Annotated in this window: 18 protein-coding genes; 11 read left to right on the top strand and 7 right to left on the bottom strand. The window is 60.1% G+C overall.

What is annotated here, in order from left to right:
* The first annotated feature begins 311 nt into the window (after nt 1-311).
* Together H1B27_RS29110 and H1B27_RS29105 are read left to right on the top strand one after the other, a co-directional pair.
* Nucleotides 312-2000, top strand: a complete 1689-nt coding sequence (locus tag H1B27_RS29110; RefSeq protein ID WP_246515779.1) for an amidohydrolase — start codon at nt 312-314, stop codon at nt 1998-2000.
* A gap of 27 nt (nt 2001-2027) precedes the next feature.
* A complete protein-coding gene (locus H1B27_RS29105) occupies nt 2028-2369 on the top strand; it encodes a 5-carboxymethyl-2-hydroxymuconate Delta-isomerase (RefSeq protein WP_028182201.1) in 342 nt (113 codons plus the stop codon).
* Between the two features lie 28 nt (nt 2370-2397).
* Here the strand turns inward: H1B27_RS29105 and H1B27_RS29100 are convergent, their stop codons facing one another.
* From H1B27_RS29100 to H1B27_RS29090, 3 genes are read right to left on the bottom strand one after another with little or no spacing between them, the layout of a single operon-like run.
* Complete coding sequence (locus H1B27_RS29100; protein WP_061878379.1) at nt 2398-3192, bottom strand: IclR family transcriptional regulator domain-containing protein; 795 nt, start codon at nt 3190-3192, stop codon at nt 2398-2400.
* 60 nt (nt 3193-3252) lie between these two features.
* Nucleotides 3253-4491: an NAD(P)/FAD-dependent oxidoreductase gene (locus tag H1B27_RS29095; protein WP_197968431.1), complete on the bottom strand. Its 1239-nt coding sequence runs from the start codon at nt 4489-4491 to the stop codon at nt 3253-3255.
* Nucleotides 4488-4739 carry a 2Fe-2S iron-sulfur cluster-binding protein gene (locus H1B27_RS29090; protein WP_346659153.1) on the bottom strand — a complete coding sequence of 84 codons (252 nt, stop codon included), beginning with the start codon at nt 4737-4739 and terminating at the stop codon, nt 4488-4490. The genes H1B27_RS29095 and H1B27_RS29090 overlap by 4 nt, the downstream gene beginning before the upstream one ends.
* Before the next feature lie 288 nt (nt 4740-5027).
* Between H1B27_RS29090 and H1B27_RS29085 the strand changes: the two genes are divergently transcribed.
* From H1B27_RS29085 to H1B27_RS29045, 9 genes are all read left to right on the top strand, one after another.
* Nucleotides 5028-6713 carry an amidohydrolase gene (locus H1B27_RS29085; RefSeq protein WP_082821974.1) on the top strand — a complete coding sequence of 562 codons (1686 nt, stop codon included), beginning with the start codon at nt 5028-5030 and terminating at the stop codon, nt 6711-6713.
* Nucleotides 6714-6770: 57 nt separating this feature from the next.
* Nucleotides 6771-8129, top strand: a complete 1359-nt coding sequence (locus tag H1B27_RS29080) for an aromatic ring-hydroxylating dioxygenase subunit alpha (RefSeq protein WP_197968430.1) — start codon at nt 6771-6773, stop codon at nt 8127-8129.
* 34 nt (nt 8130-8163) lie between these two features.
* A complete protein-coding gene (locus H1B27_RS29075; protein WP_061878694.1) occupies nt 8164-9606 on the top strand; it encodes a glutamine synthetase family protein in 1443 nt (480 codons plus the stop codon).
* 31 nt (nt 9607-9637) lie between these two features.
* Nucleotides 9638-10813 carry an ABC transporter substrate-binding protein gene (locus tag H1B27_RS29070; RefSeq protein WP_061878375.1) on the top strand — a complete coding sequence of 392 codons (1176 nt, stop codon included), beginning with the start codon at nt 9638-9640 and terminating at the stop codon, nt 10811-10813.
* A gap of 64 nt (nt 10814-10877) precedes the next feature.
* The gene (locus H1B27_RS29065; RefSeq protein WP_197968429.1) at nt 10878-11246 is read left to right on the top strand and encodes a hypothetical protein; all 369 of its coding nucleotides are present in this window, start codon (nt 10878-10880) and stop codon (nt 11244-11246) included.
* Nucleotides 11246-12115 (top strand): branched-chain amino acid ABC transporter permease, encoded by an 870-nt coding sequence (locus tag H1B27_RS29060; protein WP_061878373.1) that lies wholly within the window; start codon nt 11246-11248, stop codon nt 12113-12115. The genes H1B27_RS29065 and H1B27_RS29060 overlap by 1 nt, the downstream gene beginning before the upstream one ends.
* A gap of 28 nt (nt 12116-12143) precedes the next feature.
* On the top strand, nt 12144-13121 hold the full coding sequence (locus H1B27_RS29055) for a branched-chain amino acid ABC transporter permease (RefSeq protein ID WP_245311987.1): 978 nt from the start codon (nt 12144-12146) through the stop codon (nt 13119-13121).
* Between the two features lie 32 nt (nt 13122-13153).
* Nucleotides 13154-13885 carry an ABC transporter ATP-binding protein gene (locus H1B27_RS29050; RefSeq protein WP_061878693.1) on the top strand — a complete coding sequence of 244 codons (732 nt, stop codon included), beginning with the start codon at nt 13154-13156 and terminating at the stop codon, nt 13883-13885.
* Nucleotides 13866-14579, top strand: coding sequence for an ABC transporter ATP-binding protein (locus H1B27_RS29045; RefSeq protein WP_197968428.1), 714 nt, complete (start codon nt 13866-13868; stop codon nt 14577-14579). The genes H1B27_RS29050 and H1B27_RS29045 overlap by 20 nt, the downstream gene beginning before the upstream one ends.
* Nucleotides 14580-14910: 331 nt before the next feature.
* Here the strand turns inward: H1B27_RS29045 and H1B27_RS29040 are convergent, their stop codons facing one another.
* The 4 genes from H1B27_RS29040 to H1B27_RS29025 form a co-directional block, all read right to left on the bottom strand.
* A complete protein-coding gene (locus H1B27_RS29040) occupies nt 14911-15648 on the bottom strand; it encodes an SDR family oxidoreductase (RefSeq protein ID WP_197968427.1) in 738 nt (245 codons plus the stop codon).
* Nucleotides 15649-15901: 253 nt separating this feature from the next.
* Entirely contained in the window at nt 15902-16366 is a 465-nt protein-coding gene (locus H1B27_RS29035; RefSeq protein WP_197968426.1) for a DUF4440 domain-containing protein, read from the bottom strand.
* 36 nt (nt 16367-16402) lie between these two features.
* Nucleotides 16403-17227 (bottom strand): MBL fold metallo-hydrolase, encoded by an 825-nt coding sequence (locus tag H1B27_RS29030; RefSeq protein ID WP_311977108.1) that lies wholly within the window; start codon nt 17225-17227, stop codon nt 16403-16405.
* A gap of 81 nt (nt 17228-17308) precedes the next feature.
* Nucleotides 17309-18217, bottom strand: coding sequence for an alpha/beta hydrolase (locus H1B27_RS29025; protein ID WP_197968424.1), 909 nt, complete (start codon nt 18215-18217; stop codon nt 17309-17311).
* Nucleotides 18218-18307: the final 90 nt, after the last annotated feature.

Genomic DNA, 18307 nt, shown 5'->3' with positions numbered 1-18307 from the left:
CGTCGATCCAGTCCCAATCGACCTTGCCGGCAAGCTGAACCAGCTCGTGCTTCATATTGATGATCTGGTCCAGCCTGGCCCGGAACAGATCGCCCGATTCCGTCGTCCTGTGCTTCTTCGGTCGCATCGCCACCTCCGATGCGACGACGGAATCATGACTGGCGATTCGACGGAATCCTGAAAATGAAATTGCAAGGTTCCGATGCCCCAAGCATCAAAACCCTGCAATCGCAAAACAGCCCACAAAGACAAATGCGATTCTAGCTCAATCGCTTAGCCGCTCTTCACGGACGACGAGCTAAAGTGAATGGATGATGGATTCACGTGGCCATGGTGCCCGTGGCGCGAACCGCAGCGAGTCCATCGGCGCGCCCGATACGATTTACACCAACGGCAAGTTCCTCAAGGTTGACCCGCTGTTCGGCGTGGCGAGCGCAGTCGCCGTGCGAGACGGCCGCTTCGTCGCGGTCGGCAAGATCGATGAAATATCTGCGCTCGCGGGCCCGAACACGGCCATCATTGATTTGGGCGGTCGAACCGTCCTTCCGGGCTTGATCGATACCCATGCTCATGTCGAGCAGGCGGGATTGATCAAGTACACGGTGCAGCTGAACGACGTCACCACGGTCGAGCAGGCATTGGCCCGTATCGGGGAACACGCTGGCAGATTACCCAAGGGGAAATGGGTGCGCGGTGCACAATGGCACCCGGTCTCGCAATTGGCCGAAAAGCGCTTCTTGACGCGCGAGGAGCTCGATCGGGCGGCTCCCCACAATCCGGTATGCTTGCCGATTGGCCACTTCACTCTCGTCAACTCGGAGGCATTCGCCCTCGCGAAAATAACGAAGGACACGCCTGATCCGGATGGCGGGATCATCCATCGCGACAAATCCACCGGTGAGCCGAACGGTACATTGGAGGAGGCCGCAGAGGACCTTGTTCACGCCCTTCTGCCCGAATGGTCGGACGAGGATCGCGATGAGCAGATGAAGTTCGCGATGCGATACTTCAATCAATTTGGGCTGACATCCGCAATTAGCGCGGCAGTCGATCCCGCAACCTTCCGCGCCCATCAGCGAGTCCGGCAAGCCGGGCAGGCGTCTTTGCGCATCAGCGCCATGTACGCGCCGACGGGCGGCCTCAATCCCAGCATGACGATCGAAGAATGGGAGCTGTTCTTCTCTCGCATCGGCGCAGCTTCAGACTTCGGCGACGATTGGTTGAGCTATTCCGGCGTCAAGCTTCAGATCGACGGCGGGATGACATTGCGAACAGCCGCGATGCGGGATGGTTACCCCGACGATCGCGAATACAAGGGGACCATCGTTATCGAGCCATCCAGGTTCAATGCCCTGGTTGCAGCGGCCAATCGCTATGGCTGGCGCGTCGGCGTCCACGCCGTTGGGGACGCCGCCATCGACCGTGTCTTGGATGCCTACGAGCTCGCGGATGCTGAGAGATCTATCAAGGGACGGCGCTTTATCGTCATCCATGGCAGTCTTATGCGGCCAGATCAAATGCAGCGTGCCAAGAAATTGGACGTGCGTGTCGACGCGCAGACTTCGTTCCTCTGGGACAAGGCAGCTGTCGTGGCGAAATTTCTCGGCAAGGATACCGCCGACCGGGCCTTCCCCATGCGAACCATGATCGACATCATGGGATTGAAGTTGATTGGGCAAGGTACCGACTATCCGATCAACCTCCTAAATCCATTCGTTAACATGTATGTCATGGTGACCCGCCGCGACAAGAATGGCGACGTGTATGGAGAAGGCGAACGGATCAGCCGGAAGGAAGCTATCCAGCTCTACACGAGCGCAGCATCTCGATATTCGTTTTCAGAGGACAAAGTCGGATCGATAGAACCGGGCAAGTATGCCGATATGGTTGTTCTGTCCGACGATATCATGACGATTCCGGAAGAAGGCATCAAGGACATCACGGCTGTACGGACCATCGTTGGGGGCCGAACGGTCTACGATGGTGAGGCCATCTCATGAACGCGGCCTAAAAACGAGAATAACGTCATGCCGCACTTGGTGATCGAATATTCGGAAGGGGCGCTCGCTCGCGACGACGTAACAGGTTTGATGGAAGCGCTCTTTGAAGCCGCTTGGCGAACGGGGATCATGAAGGCGGAGGACGTCAAGGTGCGGGCGTGCGTCTACAACGATTTCCTGGTTGCCGGGAAGCGTGACAGCTTCGTGCATCTGTCGGTCTACTTGCTCGAAGGTCGGTCGCCCGACCAGAAGGTCGAGCTGAGTACGAGCCTTCGACGGACGATGACAGAGCGATGCCCTGATGTGGTCAGCATAAGCGTGGATGTCCGTGACATGGACCCGGTCGCCTACAAGAAACGGCTGAAATGACGGGTGCTCGCCAAAAGGCGGCAGCTTCTCAGACGAGCAGGGGCTGCGCGGCGAGGGACATCTCTTTGAGGAGAGGCAGGAAGCGATCGATCATCTCACCGGTCGTGATGCGATCGACATGAGCGCCAATATTTGCGGCTGCGATGACGGCGCCATCGTAGCGGCGAATTGGCACCGATATCGACCGAAAGCCCTCTTCGGCTTCCTGATCGACAAGGCTATACCCTTTGGTGCGGTCGGCAATGATTGTCGCAATCACTGCCGATTTGTCGAGCAGCGTCGACTGGGTCTGAGCCGCCAGCTTCATGCCGTCGACCGTTCTCGTCAGTTCGTCGTTTGCCAATCTGCCCAGCAGAACGCGTCCCACTGACGTGCAGAAAGCCGGCAGCCGATATCCTATGTCCAGTCCGGTCGAAAATACCCGCGCCGGACTCGAACGGGCGATAAAAACGACCTCTTCGCCATCCAGGATCGCAAGGGAGCAGACCTCCTTGGCCTTGCCGGCGACCTCGTCCATCAACGGCTGCATCACGGTGCTGATCTGGTTCGACGTCAAATAGGCCGAAGCCAAAAGCAGCACTCTGGGCGTTAGCGAAAACAACCGCTCGTTGCCCGCGACGAATCCGGATTTGACGAGGGTCATCAGAATCCGGCGCACCGTCGCCCGCGGAAGATTCGCGCTCTTGGAGAGGTCGCTGAGGGTCATTGGACGGCGATCGATGCCAAACGACTGTATCACGCGAAGACCCCGATCCAGGGTCTCGATGAACTCGCCTCCCTCCCGTGCCTTTTCCTCTTCTTCCGTACGCTTCAGCCTCGGCATTCTATTGGGCGGTCCCTGTCGGCGGCCTCTCGGAAGTGAGGACCATCACAAATACGCGGGTCAGGCGCCAGCCTTGTCTGCGGCTGTCACCAGGGATTTGAGGTCAAAGGAAGCGTCGGCGGCCTGCTCCGGTGCAGGGGAGATCCCCGCGGCAATCAGGCGTCGGGCTGCCATTTGCTCGCCTGGCCGGTTGATGCTGTCCACCGCGACCAATCGGCCCCGGCGATAGTAGAAGACCGAGAACCTTCCGTCGTCGACCGAACCTCGGACCGCCTGCCGATCATACTGTCCGGCCAGTCCGACGATCTGCAGCTTGACGTCATATTGGTCGGACCAGAACCTCGGCACACTCTCATAGGGCGCGGGAGCGCCGGCGATCGCCAGTCCAGCGGCCTTCGCTTGATCCTGGGCGTTTTGCACCGATTCCAATCTGACCCAGCTTTCGCAAAAGCGGTTGAAGTGGTTGGCGCAGTCACCGGCCGCGAGAATGTCCGATGTCTCGGATTGTCCGTGCTCGTCAACAACAATTCCGTTCGTGCATCTAAGCCCCGCCGAGCGCGCGATCTCGTCATTGGCGACACCACCAATCCCCATCAACACCAGGTCGGCGCGGACACTGGCACCGTTGCCCAGCACGACAGCGGAAACTTTTCGATCGTTTCCTTTGAAGGAAGTCACCGTTTCGTTGAGCATCACGTCGACGCCAGCCCGCAGATGCGTATCAAGAAGAAAGGTCGACAAGACCGGCGAGACTGCACGCTCAAGCAGGCGGCTGCTCGCTTCCACGACGGTGACCTTCTTGCCCAGCTTTGCCGCGGAGGCCGCAACTTCCAGCCCTATAAAGCCGCCTCCGACGATGACGATCTCCGCAGCATCGGCCAGACGTGCCTTCAGCTCGATCGCATCAGTCACCGACCGCAGATAGAAAATTCCATCGAAGTCCGCGCCCTCGACCGCGATGCGCCGTGCTCGCGAGCCTGTGGCGATGAGGAGTTTTTCAAACTTCAGAGCGTTGTCGCCGGCCAGAGTGACCTGTCGCGCGCGCAAATCAAGCAGCGTGGCGCGCTGCCCAAGAACGAGATTGATCTGCTTGCCTTCGAAGAAAGTCTCGTCGCGCAAGATCAGATTTTGCTCGCTGATGCGCCCGAGAAGGAAGTCCTTGGATAGCGGCGGCCTCTGATAGGGCAACCACTCTTCGTCGCACACAATGGTGATGGGCTGAGAATAGCCGGCGTCACGAGCAGTGAGAGCGGCTTGAACGCCGGCATATGAGGCGCCGATGATGACCAGCCCCGTCATGATTGCCTCGCCGGCACATGGACCACCAGCTCGTCGAGAGGGGCCAGCACCTTCAGCTGGCAACTCAGCCGACTGTTCGGCCTTCGCTCTCCCGAGACGGCGGATAGCAACTCGAGCTCTTCTTCGCTCGGCTGAGGGAGAGAGCTTGTTTGTTCTTCATCGACGTAGACGTGACAGGTCGCGCAATCGAGGCAGCCGCCGCATTCGCCGTCGATACCGGGAACACCGTTGCGAACGGCCGCGAGCATCACGCTCACCTCGCGTCCGACCTCGAGGGATTTTTCGCTGCCGTCCTGCTGGACAAATCTCACTCGCGGCATCCGACCTCCGCTCCTTGGTGTTGTTCGATCTAAGAACATAAGTTCGTTAAACGGTTAAACCCATTCTAGCGACCCTTCAACCTCGACTTGTTACCGCCGCTGCGGTTCCATTAGGCAGGATTTGTGGAAATATTTTGCTTGCTTGCTCGTCACACTGGAGTCATTCTGAAGAATATCGAACGATTGTTCGTCTACCGAACTGACGGGAAGGGCGCAATGAAGCTGACAACGGCGATCATGGGCGTGGTGCTGACATCAAGTGCGGCGTTTGCCCAGCAGCAAGAGGCCAATGCTCCCTCGCTTGCCTTGATCAACGGCAAGATTCTCACCATGGACGGTCAGTCAAAGGTTGCGGAGGCACTCGCCGTTCGCGACGGAAAAATCCTGGTCGTAGGAGACACGGCGACGATCAAGGCGGTGGCTGGCGATCGCACCCGCACGATCGACTTGCAGGGCAAGACGGTCGTTCCCGGGCTGATCGACACACACGCGCATTTCAAGGCCGCCGGCCTATCCGACTACGTCGTGAACATGAGCGGCGCCAAGACTGTTGCGGATGCCCTCGCAAGCATCAAGCAGTTTGTGGCGAAGAAAAAGCCTGGTGAGTGGATCATCGGAAGCGCCTGGCATCCCCCGTCGCAACTTGCGGAAAAGCGTTACCTGACACGGCAGGAAATTGATGGCGTCGCGCCGAACAATCCGGTCTATCTCCGGACCGTTGGCCATTTCTCGATGGCCAATTCGATGGCGTTCGAGAAAGCCGGCGTAACCAAGGCCACGCCAAACCCAAGCGGCGGATCGTTTGAGCGCGACAGTGCTGGTGACCTGACCGGCGTTCTGGTCGAGGCGGCGATCGACAAGGTCGAAAAGGCCGTTCCGGAGTGGACGGCGGACGACGAGTTTCGCCAATTCAAGCTTGCGGAAGGTGTGCTGAACTCGTTCGGGATCACCAGCGTCGTCGAAGGGGCCACCTCGCCCAGGGACATCGCGGCCCTGCAGCGCGTGGCGCAGGCCGGTGAAGCAACGCTACGGGTCGGTCTCATGTGGCGCCCGGAGCCCCCCGGCGAGAACGCGGCCTGGGAGGACATCATGCGCGGCAACGGCGCCTCGTCCGGCTTTGGCGATGACTGGCTGAAGTTTGGCGGAATCAAAATCCTCTACGATGGCGGCATGACGCTCAAGACGGCGCTCATGCGCGATGCCTATCCGGACTCGCATAACGACTACCACGGCATTGCCCAGCAATCGCCGGAACGTCTGAAGGAGCTGGTGTCCATTTGCAATCGCTACGATTGGCGCGTAGGTGTCCATGCCGTCGGCGACAAGGGCATCGACCAGGTTCTTGATGCATTCGAAGCAGCCGACAAAGAAAAGTCGATTAGGGATCGTCGTTTCGTCCTGATCCACGGAAGCTTGATCGTGCCCGAGCAAATGGAGCGCGCGAAGCGCCTCGGTGTCAGGGTCGACTTACAGAACGTGTTCATGTGGGACAAGGCGGCCACCGTCGAGCGTTTCCTGGGCGCGGCGGTCGCCAATCGGGCCGTGCCCACGAAGACTCTCATCGAGAAGGTGGGGCTGAACAGCCTCGGCGCCGGCACCGACTTCCCGGTGAACACGATCAATCCCTTCATCAACATGTATGTCATGGTGACCCGCAAGGATCGCGCCGGAGGCGTTTATGGTGCGAACGAAGCCATCAGCCGCGAGCAGGCGCTGCGCCTCTACACCAGCGCGGCATCGCATTATATGTTCGAAGAGAACGAGAAGGGGACGATCGAGGCCGGAAAACTGGCGGACCTGACCGCGTTGTCGGCGGATCTCATGACGGTCCCCGAGGAGCAGATCAAGGACATCAAAGCCGACCTGACGATTGTCGGCGGCAAGATCGTGTTTCAGCGTTAGTCTGCGTCCCGATAACAAGAGGACGCATCTCGAAGCCGGAGAGAGGAGACCCAAGTCATGATGAGCCAAGAGCAGAACGACCTCATTACCCGCGTCGGACCGAAGGCGCCTGCCGGAAAGCTGATGCGGATGTATTGGCAGCCTGCTGCGCTCGTCGACGAACTCGCGGAGGGGCGCCCCATCAAGGCCGTCAAGCTTCTCGGCGAGAACTTCGTTCTGTTCAAGGACGAAACGGGGCGCTATGGCCTGCTCGATCGCGACTGCCCGCATCGGGGTGCCGACCTCGCCTTCGGCCGGCTCGAGAACGGTGGCCTGCGCTGCGCCTTCCACGGGTGGCTGTTCGACGCCACGGGACAGTGCCTCGAGACGCCCGCCGAGCCTGCAAACTCCTCGCTCTGCAAAAACATCAAGCAGCGATCCTACCCCGTCCTGGAGAAAGGTGGAATCCTGTGGGCGTATTTGGGTGAAGGCGAGCCGCCTGCGTTTCCGGAGATCGACTGCTTCGCGGCGCCGGGCGAATACACCTTCGCCTTCAAGGGCCTGATCGAATGCAATTGGCTGCAGGCCCTGGAAGTCGGCATCGACCCGGCTCACGCATCGTTCCTTCACCGGTTCTTTGAGGATGAGGATACATCGGCGGCCTACGGCAAGCAGTTTCGCGGTGCGTCGGCCGACTCGGAGATGCCCATGACGAAGGTCCTGCGCGAGTACGACCGGCCGATCATCAACGTCGAGCACACCGAATACGGCCTGCGGCTCATCGCCTTGCGAGAGATCGACGAGCAGCGCACCCACGTTCGCGTCACCAACCAGCTATTCCCGCATGCGTTCGTCATTCCGATGAGCACGGAGATGACGATTACCCAGTGGCATGTGCCCGTCGACGACGTGAATTGCTATTGGTATGCGATTTTCACCAGCTACGCCGCGCCCGTCGACAAAGCGAAGATGCGCGCGCAGCGCCTCGAGCTTTACGAGTTGCCGGAATACCGCTCGCGGAAGAACAAGTCGAACGATTACGGCTTCGACCCGCATGAGCAGGCGACCGAGACTTACACCGGCATGGGCGCGGACATCAACGTCCACGACCAGTGGGCGGTCGAGTCGATGGGCGCCATTCAGGACCGGACGCGTGAGCACCTCGGGCAATCCGACAAGGCGATCATTCAGTACCGCCGGCTGCTTCGCCAGGAGATCGAGAAGGTGGCCTCCGGAGGCAAGCCGCTGTTGTTCCTCGACGCTGCCAGCGCGCGCAGCATCCAGGGGCCGGCCACAATGGACGGCATCGGTCCGACGAAGGGCTGGGAAACCTACTGGATGGAAGTGGACGTCAAGCGTCGTCGGGGCGCACCCTGGGCCGCGCCGGTCCCCGCCGAGCTCGCCAAGAAGGTGCCTCACCTGACCGCCGCCGAATAACCCAGGCCGGCCCAGCTCAGCAAAGGAGATGTCGTTGAGTTTCGTCGAAAAGCACGGTCTCTGGTCGGCCGAACAGAAGGAGGCTGCCATCCGCATGCGGCGGATGGCAGAGGAGCAGGAGTTGCATACGATCCGGCTCTCCTTTCCGGACCAGCACGGCATCTTGCGCGGCAAGGCTCTGGTCGCTTCCGAGGCGCTCTCGTCGATCGAGAGCGGCTGCTCGATAACGACGACATTGCTCGCGAAAGATACCTCTCACCGCACGGTGTTTCCCGTCTTCACCGCCGGCGGCGGGTTCGGGATGCACGAGATGCAGGGGGGAGGCGACATCATGATGGTCGCCGATCCCACCACCTTCAAGGTTCTCCCCTGGGCACCAAAAACCGGGTGGGTGCTTTGCGACCTTTACTTCTCCGACGGACGACCCGTGCCCTTCGCCTCCAGGGGCCTGTACCAATCCGTGCTGGGGCAGCTCAAAGACCGGGGCTATGACTTCAAGGCGGGCCTCGAGGTCGAATGCCACATCTTCAAAGTCGAGAATGCCCGACTAGCGCCTTGGGACGCCGGGAGTCCCGGGCAACCGGGTGAGCCTCCGGAGGTCAGCCTGCTTTCGCAGGGCTATCAGTACCTGACGGAGCAACGCTATGACCAGATGGAGCCTGCGCTCGAGCTGATCAGGCAAAACATCGTGGCGCTGGGCTTGCCGCTTCGGTCGATCGAGGTGGAATACGGACCGAGCCAGTGCGAGTTCGTGTTTCAGCCCACCGTCGGCATTGAGCCGGCAGACACCATGGTGCTGTTTCGTACGGCAGTGAAGCAGATCTGCAACCGCCACGGCTATCACGCGACCTTCATGTGCCGGCCGCGGATACCGAACGTGATGTCATCGGGGTGGCACCTTCACCAATCGCTGGTCTCCCGAACAGACAGCGTCAACGCGTTCATGACGAGCGAACCGGCCGGTCTGTCGAAACTTGGCAAGCACTATATGGCCGGGCTGCTGGAGCATGCCAGGGCATCCGCGGTCTTCTCGACGCCGACGATCAATGGCTACAAGCGCTACCGTTCCTATTCGCTGGCTCCGGATCGGGCGATCTGGGGACGCGACAACAGGGGCGTCATGATCCGCGTGCTGGGCGGTCCCGACGATAAAGCCACCCGGCTCGAAAACAGGATCGGCGAGCCGGCCGCAAACCCCTATCTGTACATGGCGTCGCAGATTCTGGCCGGCCTCAACGGCATTGATCGCCAGCTCGATCCCGGTCCGTCGGCGGACACCCCCTACGAGACCAAGGCAAACCTCCTACCGACCTCCTTGCGCGAGGCGGTGTTCGCGTTGCGCGATGACCCCTTCTTCCGCGAGGCTCTGGGAGAGAAATTCGTCGACTACTACGTTTTCATCAAGAACGCGGAAATCGAGCGCTTCCAATCGACGGTCACCGAGTGGGAGCAGCGAGAATATTTCGAAATGTTCTGAAACAGCATCACCGAAGCGGGAGAATAGAGATATGAGCTTGAGGTTTGGACTTGTTGGGGCCGTCGCGATTGCCACCGCCTGGGTGTCGCCAGCGCAGTGCGACACGATCAAGGTGGGGATCATTGGCACCATGTCCGGTCCGTATGCCTTGTTCGGCCAGAACTTCAAGTACGGCATTGACGCCTGGGTGGCCAAGCATGGATCGAAAGTCGGCGATCATCAGATCGAGTTTGTCTATCGCGACGAAGAATCGCCGAACCCGGCCAAGTCGAAATCATTGGCTCAGGAGTTGATCGTCAAGGAGAAGGTTCAATACATCGCGGGACTGTACTTCACTCCGGACGCCCTGGCCGTCGCTCCACTTCTCGAGGAAGCGAAGGTGCCTATGATCGTCATGAACGCCGCGACGTCCGCGATCGTCGAGAAGAGCCCCTACATCGTGCGGACGTCCTTTACGATGTGGCAGAACACGGTCCCCGCGGCAAAGGTGGCGAAGGCCAGAGCGGCCAAGAAGGTGGCGATCGCCGTCAGCGATTACGGCCCCGGCATCGATGCCGAAGCAGCCTTCAAAAAGACGTTCGAGGCAGATGGAGGCACCATCGTCCAATCGGTCAGGATGCCGCTCAATACGACCGACTTCGGCCCAATCATGCAAAGGATCAAGGATTCCGGCGCAGACATGATCTTCACGTTCTTGCCGGCCGGGCCGCCAACCCTGGGGTTCGTCAAGGCCTATATCGACAACGGACTGAAAGCGTCCGGCGTGAAGTTGTTGTCCACGGGTGATGTCGTGACCGAGCCCGATCTTCCGAATATTGGTGACAGCGGCGAAGGCATCTTGTCGACTTACCACTACGCGGTCTCGCACGACTCTCCAGAGAACAAGACCTTCCTGGCCGATCTGATCAAGGCTGGCGCCAAGCCTGACGACATCACCATGGCGTCGGTCGCGGCCTATGACGGTGCTCGGCTCATTTACAAGATGGTCGAGGCCACGAACGGTCAAAAGGATCCGGACAAAGCCCTTGCGGCCGTGAAGGGCATGAAATGGGTCAGTCCGCGCGGACCCGTGTCGATCGACCCGGATACCCGGCATATTCGTCAGAACGTATATCTGCGCGAAGTCGTGAAGCAGGACGGCAAGTTCCTCAACAAGGAACTGCAAACGTTCGACGCGCAGCCGGACTGGGGTCTGGCGAAGAACTAGAGCGGATCGCTCGCGATGTAAATCTCGCGAGCGATCTCTTCATCGTGTCGAAGAAGGGCCCAGAATGAGTGGTCGGTCGCAGTCTATTCGCTTCGTCAGCGGTCGCATCTACCACGATGCCAGCGACCGGATTCCGGCCGACACGCTGGTGACGCAAAATGGCGCCATTCATTTTGTCGGCGCTCGGGACGAGGCCCCCTCCACAGACGTCACCGTCGATCTGCGCGGAGCAACGGTGATACCCGGCTTGACGGACACACACAGCAGTCTCCGCGCCGGCAGCGCCGCGGACCTGATCGCCTTGGAGCAGGACCCGTTCGACTCGTCCGTCGACCTGCGGTCGGTCAAGACCTTGATGACGGTGGTCCGCGGGACCATTCAGCATGACGCGTTGGGGTCGCAACATTTCAAAGTCGCGGAAGTAATCAACTAATGGCGTGGACGGGTCTCAGCATCGGGCTGGATGCCCTTTCGTACGGCATGGTGCTTTTCATCATCTCCATCGGACTGTCCATCATGATGGGCCTGATGAGGGTCGTGAACCTTGCTCATGGCGCATTTGCGATGATCGGGGGATATCTCGCGTCTTTTGCGCTCAAGAGCGCAGGAGTTGGATATCCGCTCGCGATTGTCCTGGCGGTTCTCGGCACCATCGCGATCGCTTTTCCGCTTGAGTTTCTTCTCTACCGCCGGATCTATCGCAAGTCCGATGAGCTGACCCAGATTTTGCTCACGATCGGCATTGCGTTTGTCATCATCGGCGTTGCCAACTACATTCTTGGCCCGACGACCAAATCCATTCCGCTGCCTCCGCTGCTGAGCGGTCCCGTCGATCTCGGCTTCCGAATGATCCCAGCTCATCGGATTTTCGTGATGATTTGCGGAGTGTGCACCGCGGGCTTGCTCTGGCTACTGATCGACCGCACCGAGTTCGGGATCCGGCTGCGTGCCGCGGTCGACAACGGTGATATGGCCGAGTCGCTCGGAATCAAGACGCAGATCCTTTTTTCCGCGACCTTCGCGCTTGCGGTCGGCCTGGCGGCGTTCGGGGGCGTGGTGGGCGCCGAATTGTTGCCCGTCGAACCCTTTTACGCGCTCAGATATATGGTGACTTTCCTTGTCGTCGTCTCGGTCGGCGGGGCGGGATCGATCCCAGGCGCCGTGGCGGCATCGATATTGCTTGGCCTTGCAGACACGACCGGCAAGTACCTTGCACCCGAATATGGTGAGTTCTTCTTCTATCTTGCGGTCATCCTGGTCGTGTTTCTGTTCCCGAACGGCCTTTTGGGCAGGAGGCACTGACGTGACCGATCGAGCCATGGTCGATGGCATGAGCCCGCCTCGTTTTTTCGTGCCGCTCGAGCTGCGCGCTGTCGCAATCACGCTGGCGCTCGGAGCGCTCGGCTACACTCTTTTTCCGGACGACCTCGCGTTTCTGACGCGACTGATCAGCATCACGCTTCTGGTGCTGTCGCTCGATCTGGTCACGGGGTATTGCGGTGTCGCCACCCTGGGGCATGCGGCGATCTACGGTGTGAGCGCCTACGTCGTGGGCAACGCCTGCCTTGCCGGACATTCCGACCCCCTGCTGTTGTTGCTCGTGGGCGCAGTGGCTGGTGCCGTGATGGGGCTGGTCTCAGGGCTCCTTGTCACGAGGTTCAAGGGTCTCCCCCAACTCGTGCTGTCCATTGCCGTCGGACAGCTCATCGCGGCGCTAGCCAACAAACTGTCCAGCCTGACGGGCGGAAGCGACGGATTGTCCGGCATTTCGCCTGGACGAATCTTCGGGGTCTATGCGTTCGACATGTACGGTCGCACCGGCTACGTGTTCTCCGTTGCGGTGCTCATGGTCGTGTTCGTGGTGCTGCTTCGAATCGTGCACTCTCCCTTCGGCCTGCTTTGTCAGGCAATCAAGGATGACAGCCTTCGAGCTCGGATGATCGGGGCCCGCGTGTATCCCCGGCTCGTGCTGATGTATGGCGTGTCGGGGGTTGTTGGCGGAATTGGTGGTGCTCTCAATGCCATCAATACGGGCGTCGTGGGACTGGATAGCGTCGGATTTGAGCGGTCGGCTGAAGCTCTCGTCATGCTGGTCCTGGGTGGCGCAGGCAGTCTCTGGGGCGCGCTGATCGGATCCATCGTTTTCCAAGTGTTCGAGCACTATGTCTCGGCTGCGAATCCATTCCATTGGATGACCATGGTCGGTGCGTTGCTGATCGCGGTCGTTTTGTTCGCCCCGAAGGGCCTGGTATCCCTGGGAGGCTTGCTTGCTGGTCGCACCGCCTCGGTGCTGAGGAGGCGCCCGTGAGCCAGTCGCTGCTCGAACTGCGAAACGTGTCGATGTCCTTCGGCGGGATGAGGGTCAACGATGATATATCCTTCAGTATCGGGAAGGGAGAAAGGGTCGCGTTGATCGGCCCGAACGGCGCGGGCAAAACCACGCTCGTCAACGTCATCTCCGGTGACTTGACCCCTTCACAAGGGGCCGTACACCTCGCCGGGGTTGATGTGACCGCGCTACCGATTTCCGATCGCGTCGATGCCGGCTTGATCCGAACATTTCAGATTACGAGGCTCTTCAAGAGCCTGACGGTCGCACAGAACGTCGCGCTCGCCGTGATGCAACGAAAGGGACTCACGAGGAATATATTTTCCTCCCCGATGGATCGGCCGGACGTTCGTCGGGAGTGGGAGCGGGCCCTTGGAACGCTTGGTATCGCACATCTGGCCGACAGGCAGGTCTCGCAACTGGCGTACGGTCAGCAGCGCCTTCTTGACCTGGCAATCGGGCTTGCTCTCGAGCCGAAGGTCCTGCTCCTGGACGAGCCTGCGGCAGGGGTGCCGTCAGAGGAGTCTTCCAAGATCATCGAGGCGATCGACAGATTGCCGTCTGATATCGCGGTTTTGATGATCGAGCATGACATGGACCTGGTCTTCAGATTTGCCCGCCGTGTGCTCGTTCTCGCCAACGGAAAGCTGATCTTCCAGGGCGATCCGGCAGAAGTCACGCACCATCAGGAAGTCCGTCGAGCTTATCTAGGTAGCTACGCAGATGCCCGCCACGCGTCTTGAAGTCAAAGGTCTCAGTGCCGGGTATGGCCCCACCCGCGTTATCGATGACATGTCTTTCGAGGTTCTGCCCGGAGGTCGTCTCAGCGTCCTTGGTCGAAACGGAGTCGGCAAGACGACCTTGCTCGCATCGCTCATGGGTCTGACAACCCATCATGGCGGGAAAGTATTCCTGGGGGAAGCAGATCTCACGGAGTCCAAGGCATCTACACGTGCTCAGCGAGGTTTCGGCTACGTACCGCAGACGCGCGACATTTTTCGGTCGCTGACGGTGGAAGAAAACCTGGTCGCAGGTCTCAAAGATCGAGGTCGAGAGGCGCTTGAAGAGGTCTACGTGATGTTTCCGAGGTTGGCCGAACGTCGACGCCATTTCGGGACGCAATTATCGGGCGGCGAGCAGCAGATGCTCTCGCTCGCCAGGACGCTGCTGGGAAGGCCTTCAGTTCTCCTCTTGGATGAACCGCTCGAGGGGCTCGCGCCAGTGATCTGCGATCAGATCATGGAAATCATCACCGCGCTGGCGAGTTCCGGTGAGATGACCATCGTTTTGGTCGAGCAGCAGATCGAACGAGCGCTGCGCTTTGCCGATCATGTCATGGTGGTTGAACGCGGCAAGGCGGTCTGGAGTGGGGAATGCTCGCAGCTACGGGACGACCCCAAGATGGTCGAGCGCCTGCTCGGTGTTGGGGTGCACTGAGGCATGCTTGTCTGATTGGATCACCCATCCAGATTGAGTTGCGAGGTGCGGCACAAGTCTGCGACACGCACCACCGTGTTGCTCCGATTTCTGTAGCGATTTCAGGCGCCTGAGTGCGACAATTTGGCTGAGTACCCTCCCGCCCCAGCCAGATCGCTGAATTTACGAGATAAACAGCTCTGGTGCCGGGCGGGTTCTTCGGCGCGTTTGGACATATTGAGTCCTAAGCTTCGGCGTTGCAGTTCTTCGAGGGTTACCTACGATTTTATCGTATGTGGGTTCCCGGCAACTCTCGTCGCATTATCGCCGACGCGAAGAAAGGGAAGCTGGATCACCAGGGGACGACGCCAGCATCGTTGAAGAAGCCGCCGCTGGGTCCATCATCGGGAAGTGTCGCGAGCTCGACGACGATCTCTGCCCCTTCCTCGACGGTGCGGTTGCCGGTGTGGTTGTTGAGATCTGTCGCGACATAGCCGGGCGTTGCGGTGTTGATCTTGATGTGCGCGTGGGCGGCGCTTCGATGGAAGGCGTTGGCATATTGCACCGTCAGCATCACGACGGCCGTTTTTGACGACGCGTAGGCAACGATCGTATCCGTCTGGCCGAACAGGGTGGTCGCATCGTTGGCGAGCCTCAGCGAGGCCGTTGTACTAGCGATGTTGACGATGCGAGGGTGCTTGGATCGCTGAAGCAGCGGCAGCATCGCGTGGATCATGCGCACCACACCAAAAACGTTGGTGTCGTAAGTTTCCCTCATGTCCGCCGAAGTGATCTCGAAAGCCGGGCGGCTAACCAGGATCCCCGCGTTGTTGACCAGCACGTCGAGCTGGCCATGTCGACGATCGAGCTCCTTGGCTAGCGCCGCAACGCTTTCGTCGATGGTGACGTCCAACTGGACAGGGACTACGTTCAGGCCCTCGGCAACGAGCTCGCTGGCGGCCTTTTCTCCGCGCGCCAGATCGCGACTTCCAAGGTAGATGTGCAGTCCGCGCCTGCCGAGCTGCCGTGCGACCTCGTTTCCGAGCCCTTTGTTGGCGCCCGTGACGAGCGCGATCGATTTTTCGGTCATTGCCGCTCTTCGAAGGTAGAAAGGCCGCGACGGCGGCCTCGGTTGATGTCAGATCGGTTCGGCTTGCCGGCGATCGCGACCGGGATATCGTCCCGATCCTGAGCGCGCTGAGTGTCGCCTGCGGTTTGCGTGTTCCTGTGATCACGCGCTGGGCGAACTTTCCGCCCAACTAGTTTTGATGATCTTGATTGGCTTGGCGCCGTTGGTTCGAACCTTCTGAGAGACGGTTGATCCTGGACACCGGCGCGCGCCACTATTGTTTTAGCTGCGTATTTGCGATCGGCAGGATCGAAGCGATCTGCCAGCCCTGCGCGTCCCGCACGAAGGTTTGGCTGATCAGGAACGTATCGCTTTGCGGCTGGGCGCCTGGAAGCGCTCGCGTGAACTTGATAGGGACCAAAATCTGCACGACATCATTCGTGATCGCGGCCACATGAAATTTCGACATCTCGGGTTCGAGATGCCAAGTGCCTTGGTAATACTCCTTGAAGCGGTCGGCCGCCGCCTCCGCCCCTCTGGATTCGATGCCTCGCGAAAAGAAGAGCATTTGAGGTGAATTCCACAACATGGATTTCACCTGGCTCGCGTCATGCGTATTCTGCGCCGCGACGAAGCGCGTGAATAGAGCTTGTGCCTCGGCTTCAATCGGTTGGGCATATGCATGTCCGTTCAGCGCGACAGTCATCATGGCAAGAGCGGCAAATACGGATTTTTTCATGTGCGAGAACCTCTGTGTGGAGTGATGGTGCCAGTGTCAGGGCTGTTTCTTGGCCGTGTTCGCGGCGCCCCAGAGCGAGCCTGGATTGGCGCGATCCGGATAGAGCGCCAACATCGCATCGTAGAGCTGGCGCGCGGTGGCCGTTGTTTCGTCCAGCCGGTTGAAGTCGCGCAGATATTGCCGGGTTTCGCCGATGATGTGCGGGTCGTCGCCATTCTCCGGCACTTTATGGCCCGCGATCACCGCTCTCGGCTGCAGCGCCTCGAGCCGGTCGAGCTTAGTGATCCATTCGAGCCGGCTATGTCGATCGGTCTCGCCGAGATAGGGATGGATGCCGTTATAGACTGCGTCGCCGCCAACCAGCAGGTCGACTGACGGCACATGGAGACAAGTCGATCGTTCCGTATCGGTATGTCCTGCATTGACCGGGACCAGCCGATGCCCTTCCAATTCCAGGCCGTCGTCTCCCAAAGGTTCGGCGACGAGCAGGCGATCGGGAATCTCGCCCGGAAAAAGCCGCCGCCAGAAATTGTCGATCCAGGCCGGCGAGAGATGCTCCCTCATCGATTTGACGATCTCGGGCGTCGCTACGGCCTTGGCTTCCGGAAAACGAGTCAGCAGGGGCGCGAGACCGAAGAAATGGTCGCCATGCCCATGGGTGACGTAGATCGCTTTGAGGTTCTTGCTGCTCGCGGCCACCCAATCAACGAGCTTTTGCGATTGTTCGATGGTCAGGAAGGTGTCGACGAGGACGGCATCTTTCTCGCCATAAATAAGGGTTGAGGAGTTTGCGACCCATGTGAGTTCCTCCTTGCCCGGCGGCAGGTCGCGGCTGAGGCCGGGACGCTTGATCGTCAGCACGTTCCATTTCAGGCTGCTTGTTGTCGTCATCGATAGACTCCGCTGCAAGGGCTCGACGCTCCGTTGGAGTGTCCGAGTGGATCAGGAGCTGCCGGTCGGCATGAGATGCTCACGAAACCAGGTCGTCGCCGCGGCCTCGGCTCTCGCAAACTGACCGAGATAGGGATCGAAATGCCCGCCCGGCAGCAGCGCGAGCCGCTTCGGCTCCAGCGCACGTTCGTAGGCGGCAAGCGCGAGATCCGCGACGGTCACGCTGTCGTCCTTCGCAACAACTAATAGCAACGGCGTCGGCGACACGCGGGCGATCCAGGCGCCGGGCTCATACATGCGCGCCCGACGCGTCGAGCGGAGTGTGATCTCGTTGTCCCAAAGTCCTGGTGGAATCGGCTGCAGATAAAAATCGATCGCATCGCGCGACCGATAGGCTGCGGGCACAGTCGGGTCGGGACTGACCACGGCCTCCCGGTCGGGCGGCGCTCCACGCAGTTGTGCGCGTTCGTCAGCGCTGAAGGCCCGTTCCAGCGCCGGTGCTGCATCAGGAGCGACCCGTCGCAGACCCTGTTCGTAGCCGCTGATCGTCGGCACTTGCGCCACGACGCAGCGCAGCCGCCTGTCTGTCGCGCCAAGAACGATGGCGTGGCCACCTGCGTAGCTTGTCCCCCAGAGGCCAATGCGATCGGGATCGACCTCGGGCCGCGCCTCTAGATAGGAAATTGCCCGCCGCCAGTCCGCAATCTGTTGCCAGGGATCGATGTCGCCGCGCGCCTGACCTCCGCTCACACCGAAATTCCGGTGGTCATGCACAAGCACGATGAAGCCAGCAGCGGCAAAGGCTTTGGCGAAGAGTTCGATGCCATGCTCTTTAACTCCCGCGAAGCCGTGCGCCATGGTGATGGCCGGACCAGCGCCGTCGCGGTGGGGGAGAAATAACCAGGCGCCAAGCTCAATCCCCCCTTCGGCGGGAATGCGCACGTCAATTTTCGAAACCATATCTAGTCCCTTGGGCCGGCAGCCGCGGTCGGCGGCGCTGTGCCGCATTGAAGCGCCGTGCGCAGGCAGAAGCGGCGGCTTGACAGCCGC

It is taken from the genome of Bradyrhizobium diversitatis (assembly GCF_016031635.1).
Classification (GTDB): Bacteria; Pseudomonadota; Alphaproteobacteria; order Rhizobiales; family Xanthobacteraceae; genus Bradyrhizobium; species Bradyrhizobium diversitatis.
This window is presented reverse-complemented; position numbering and strand designations above follow the sequence as displayed.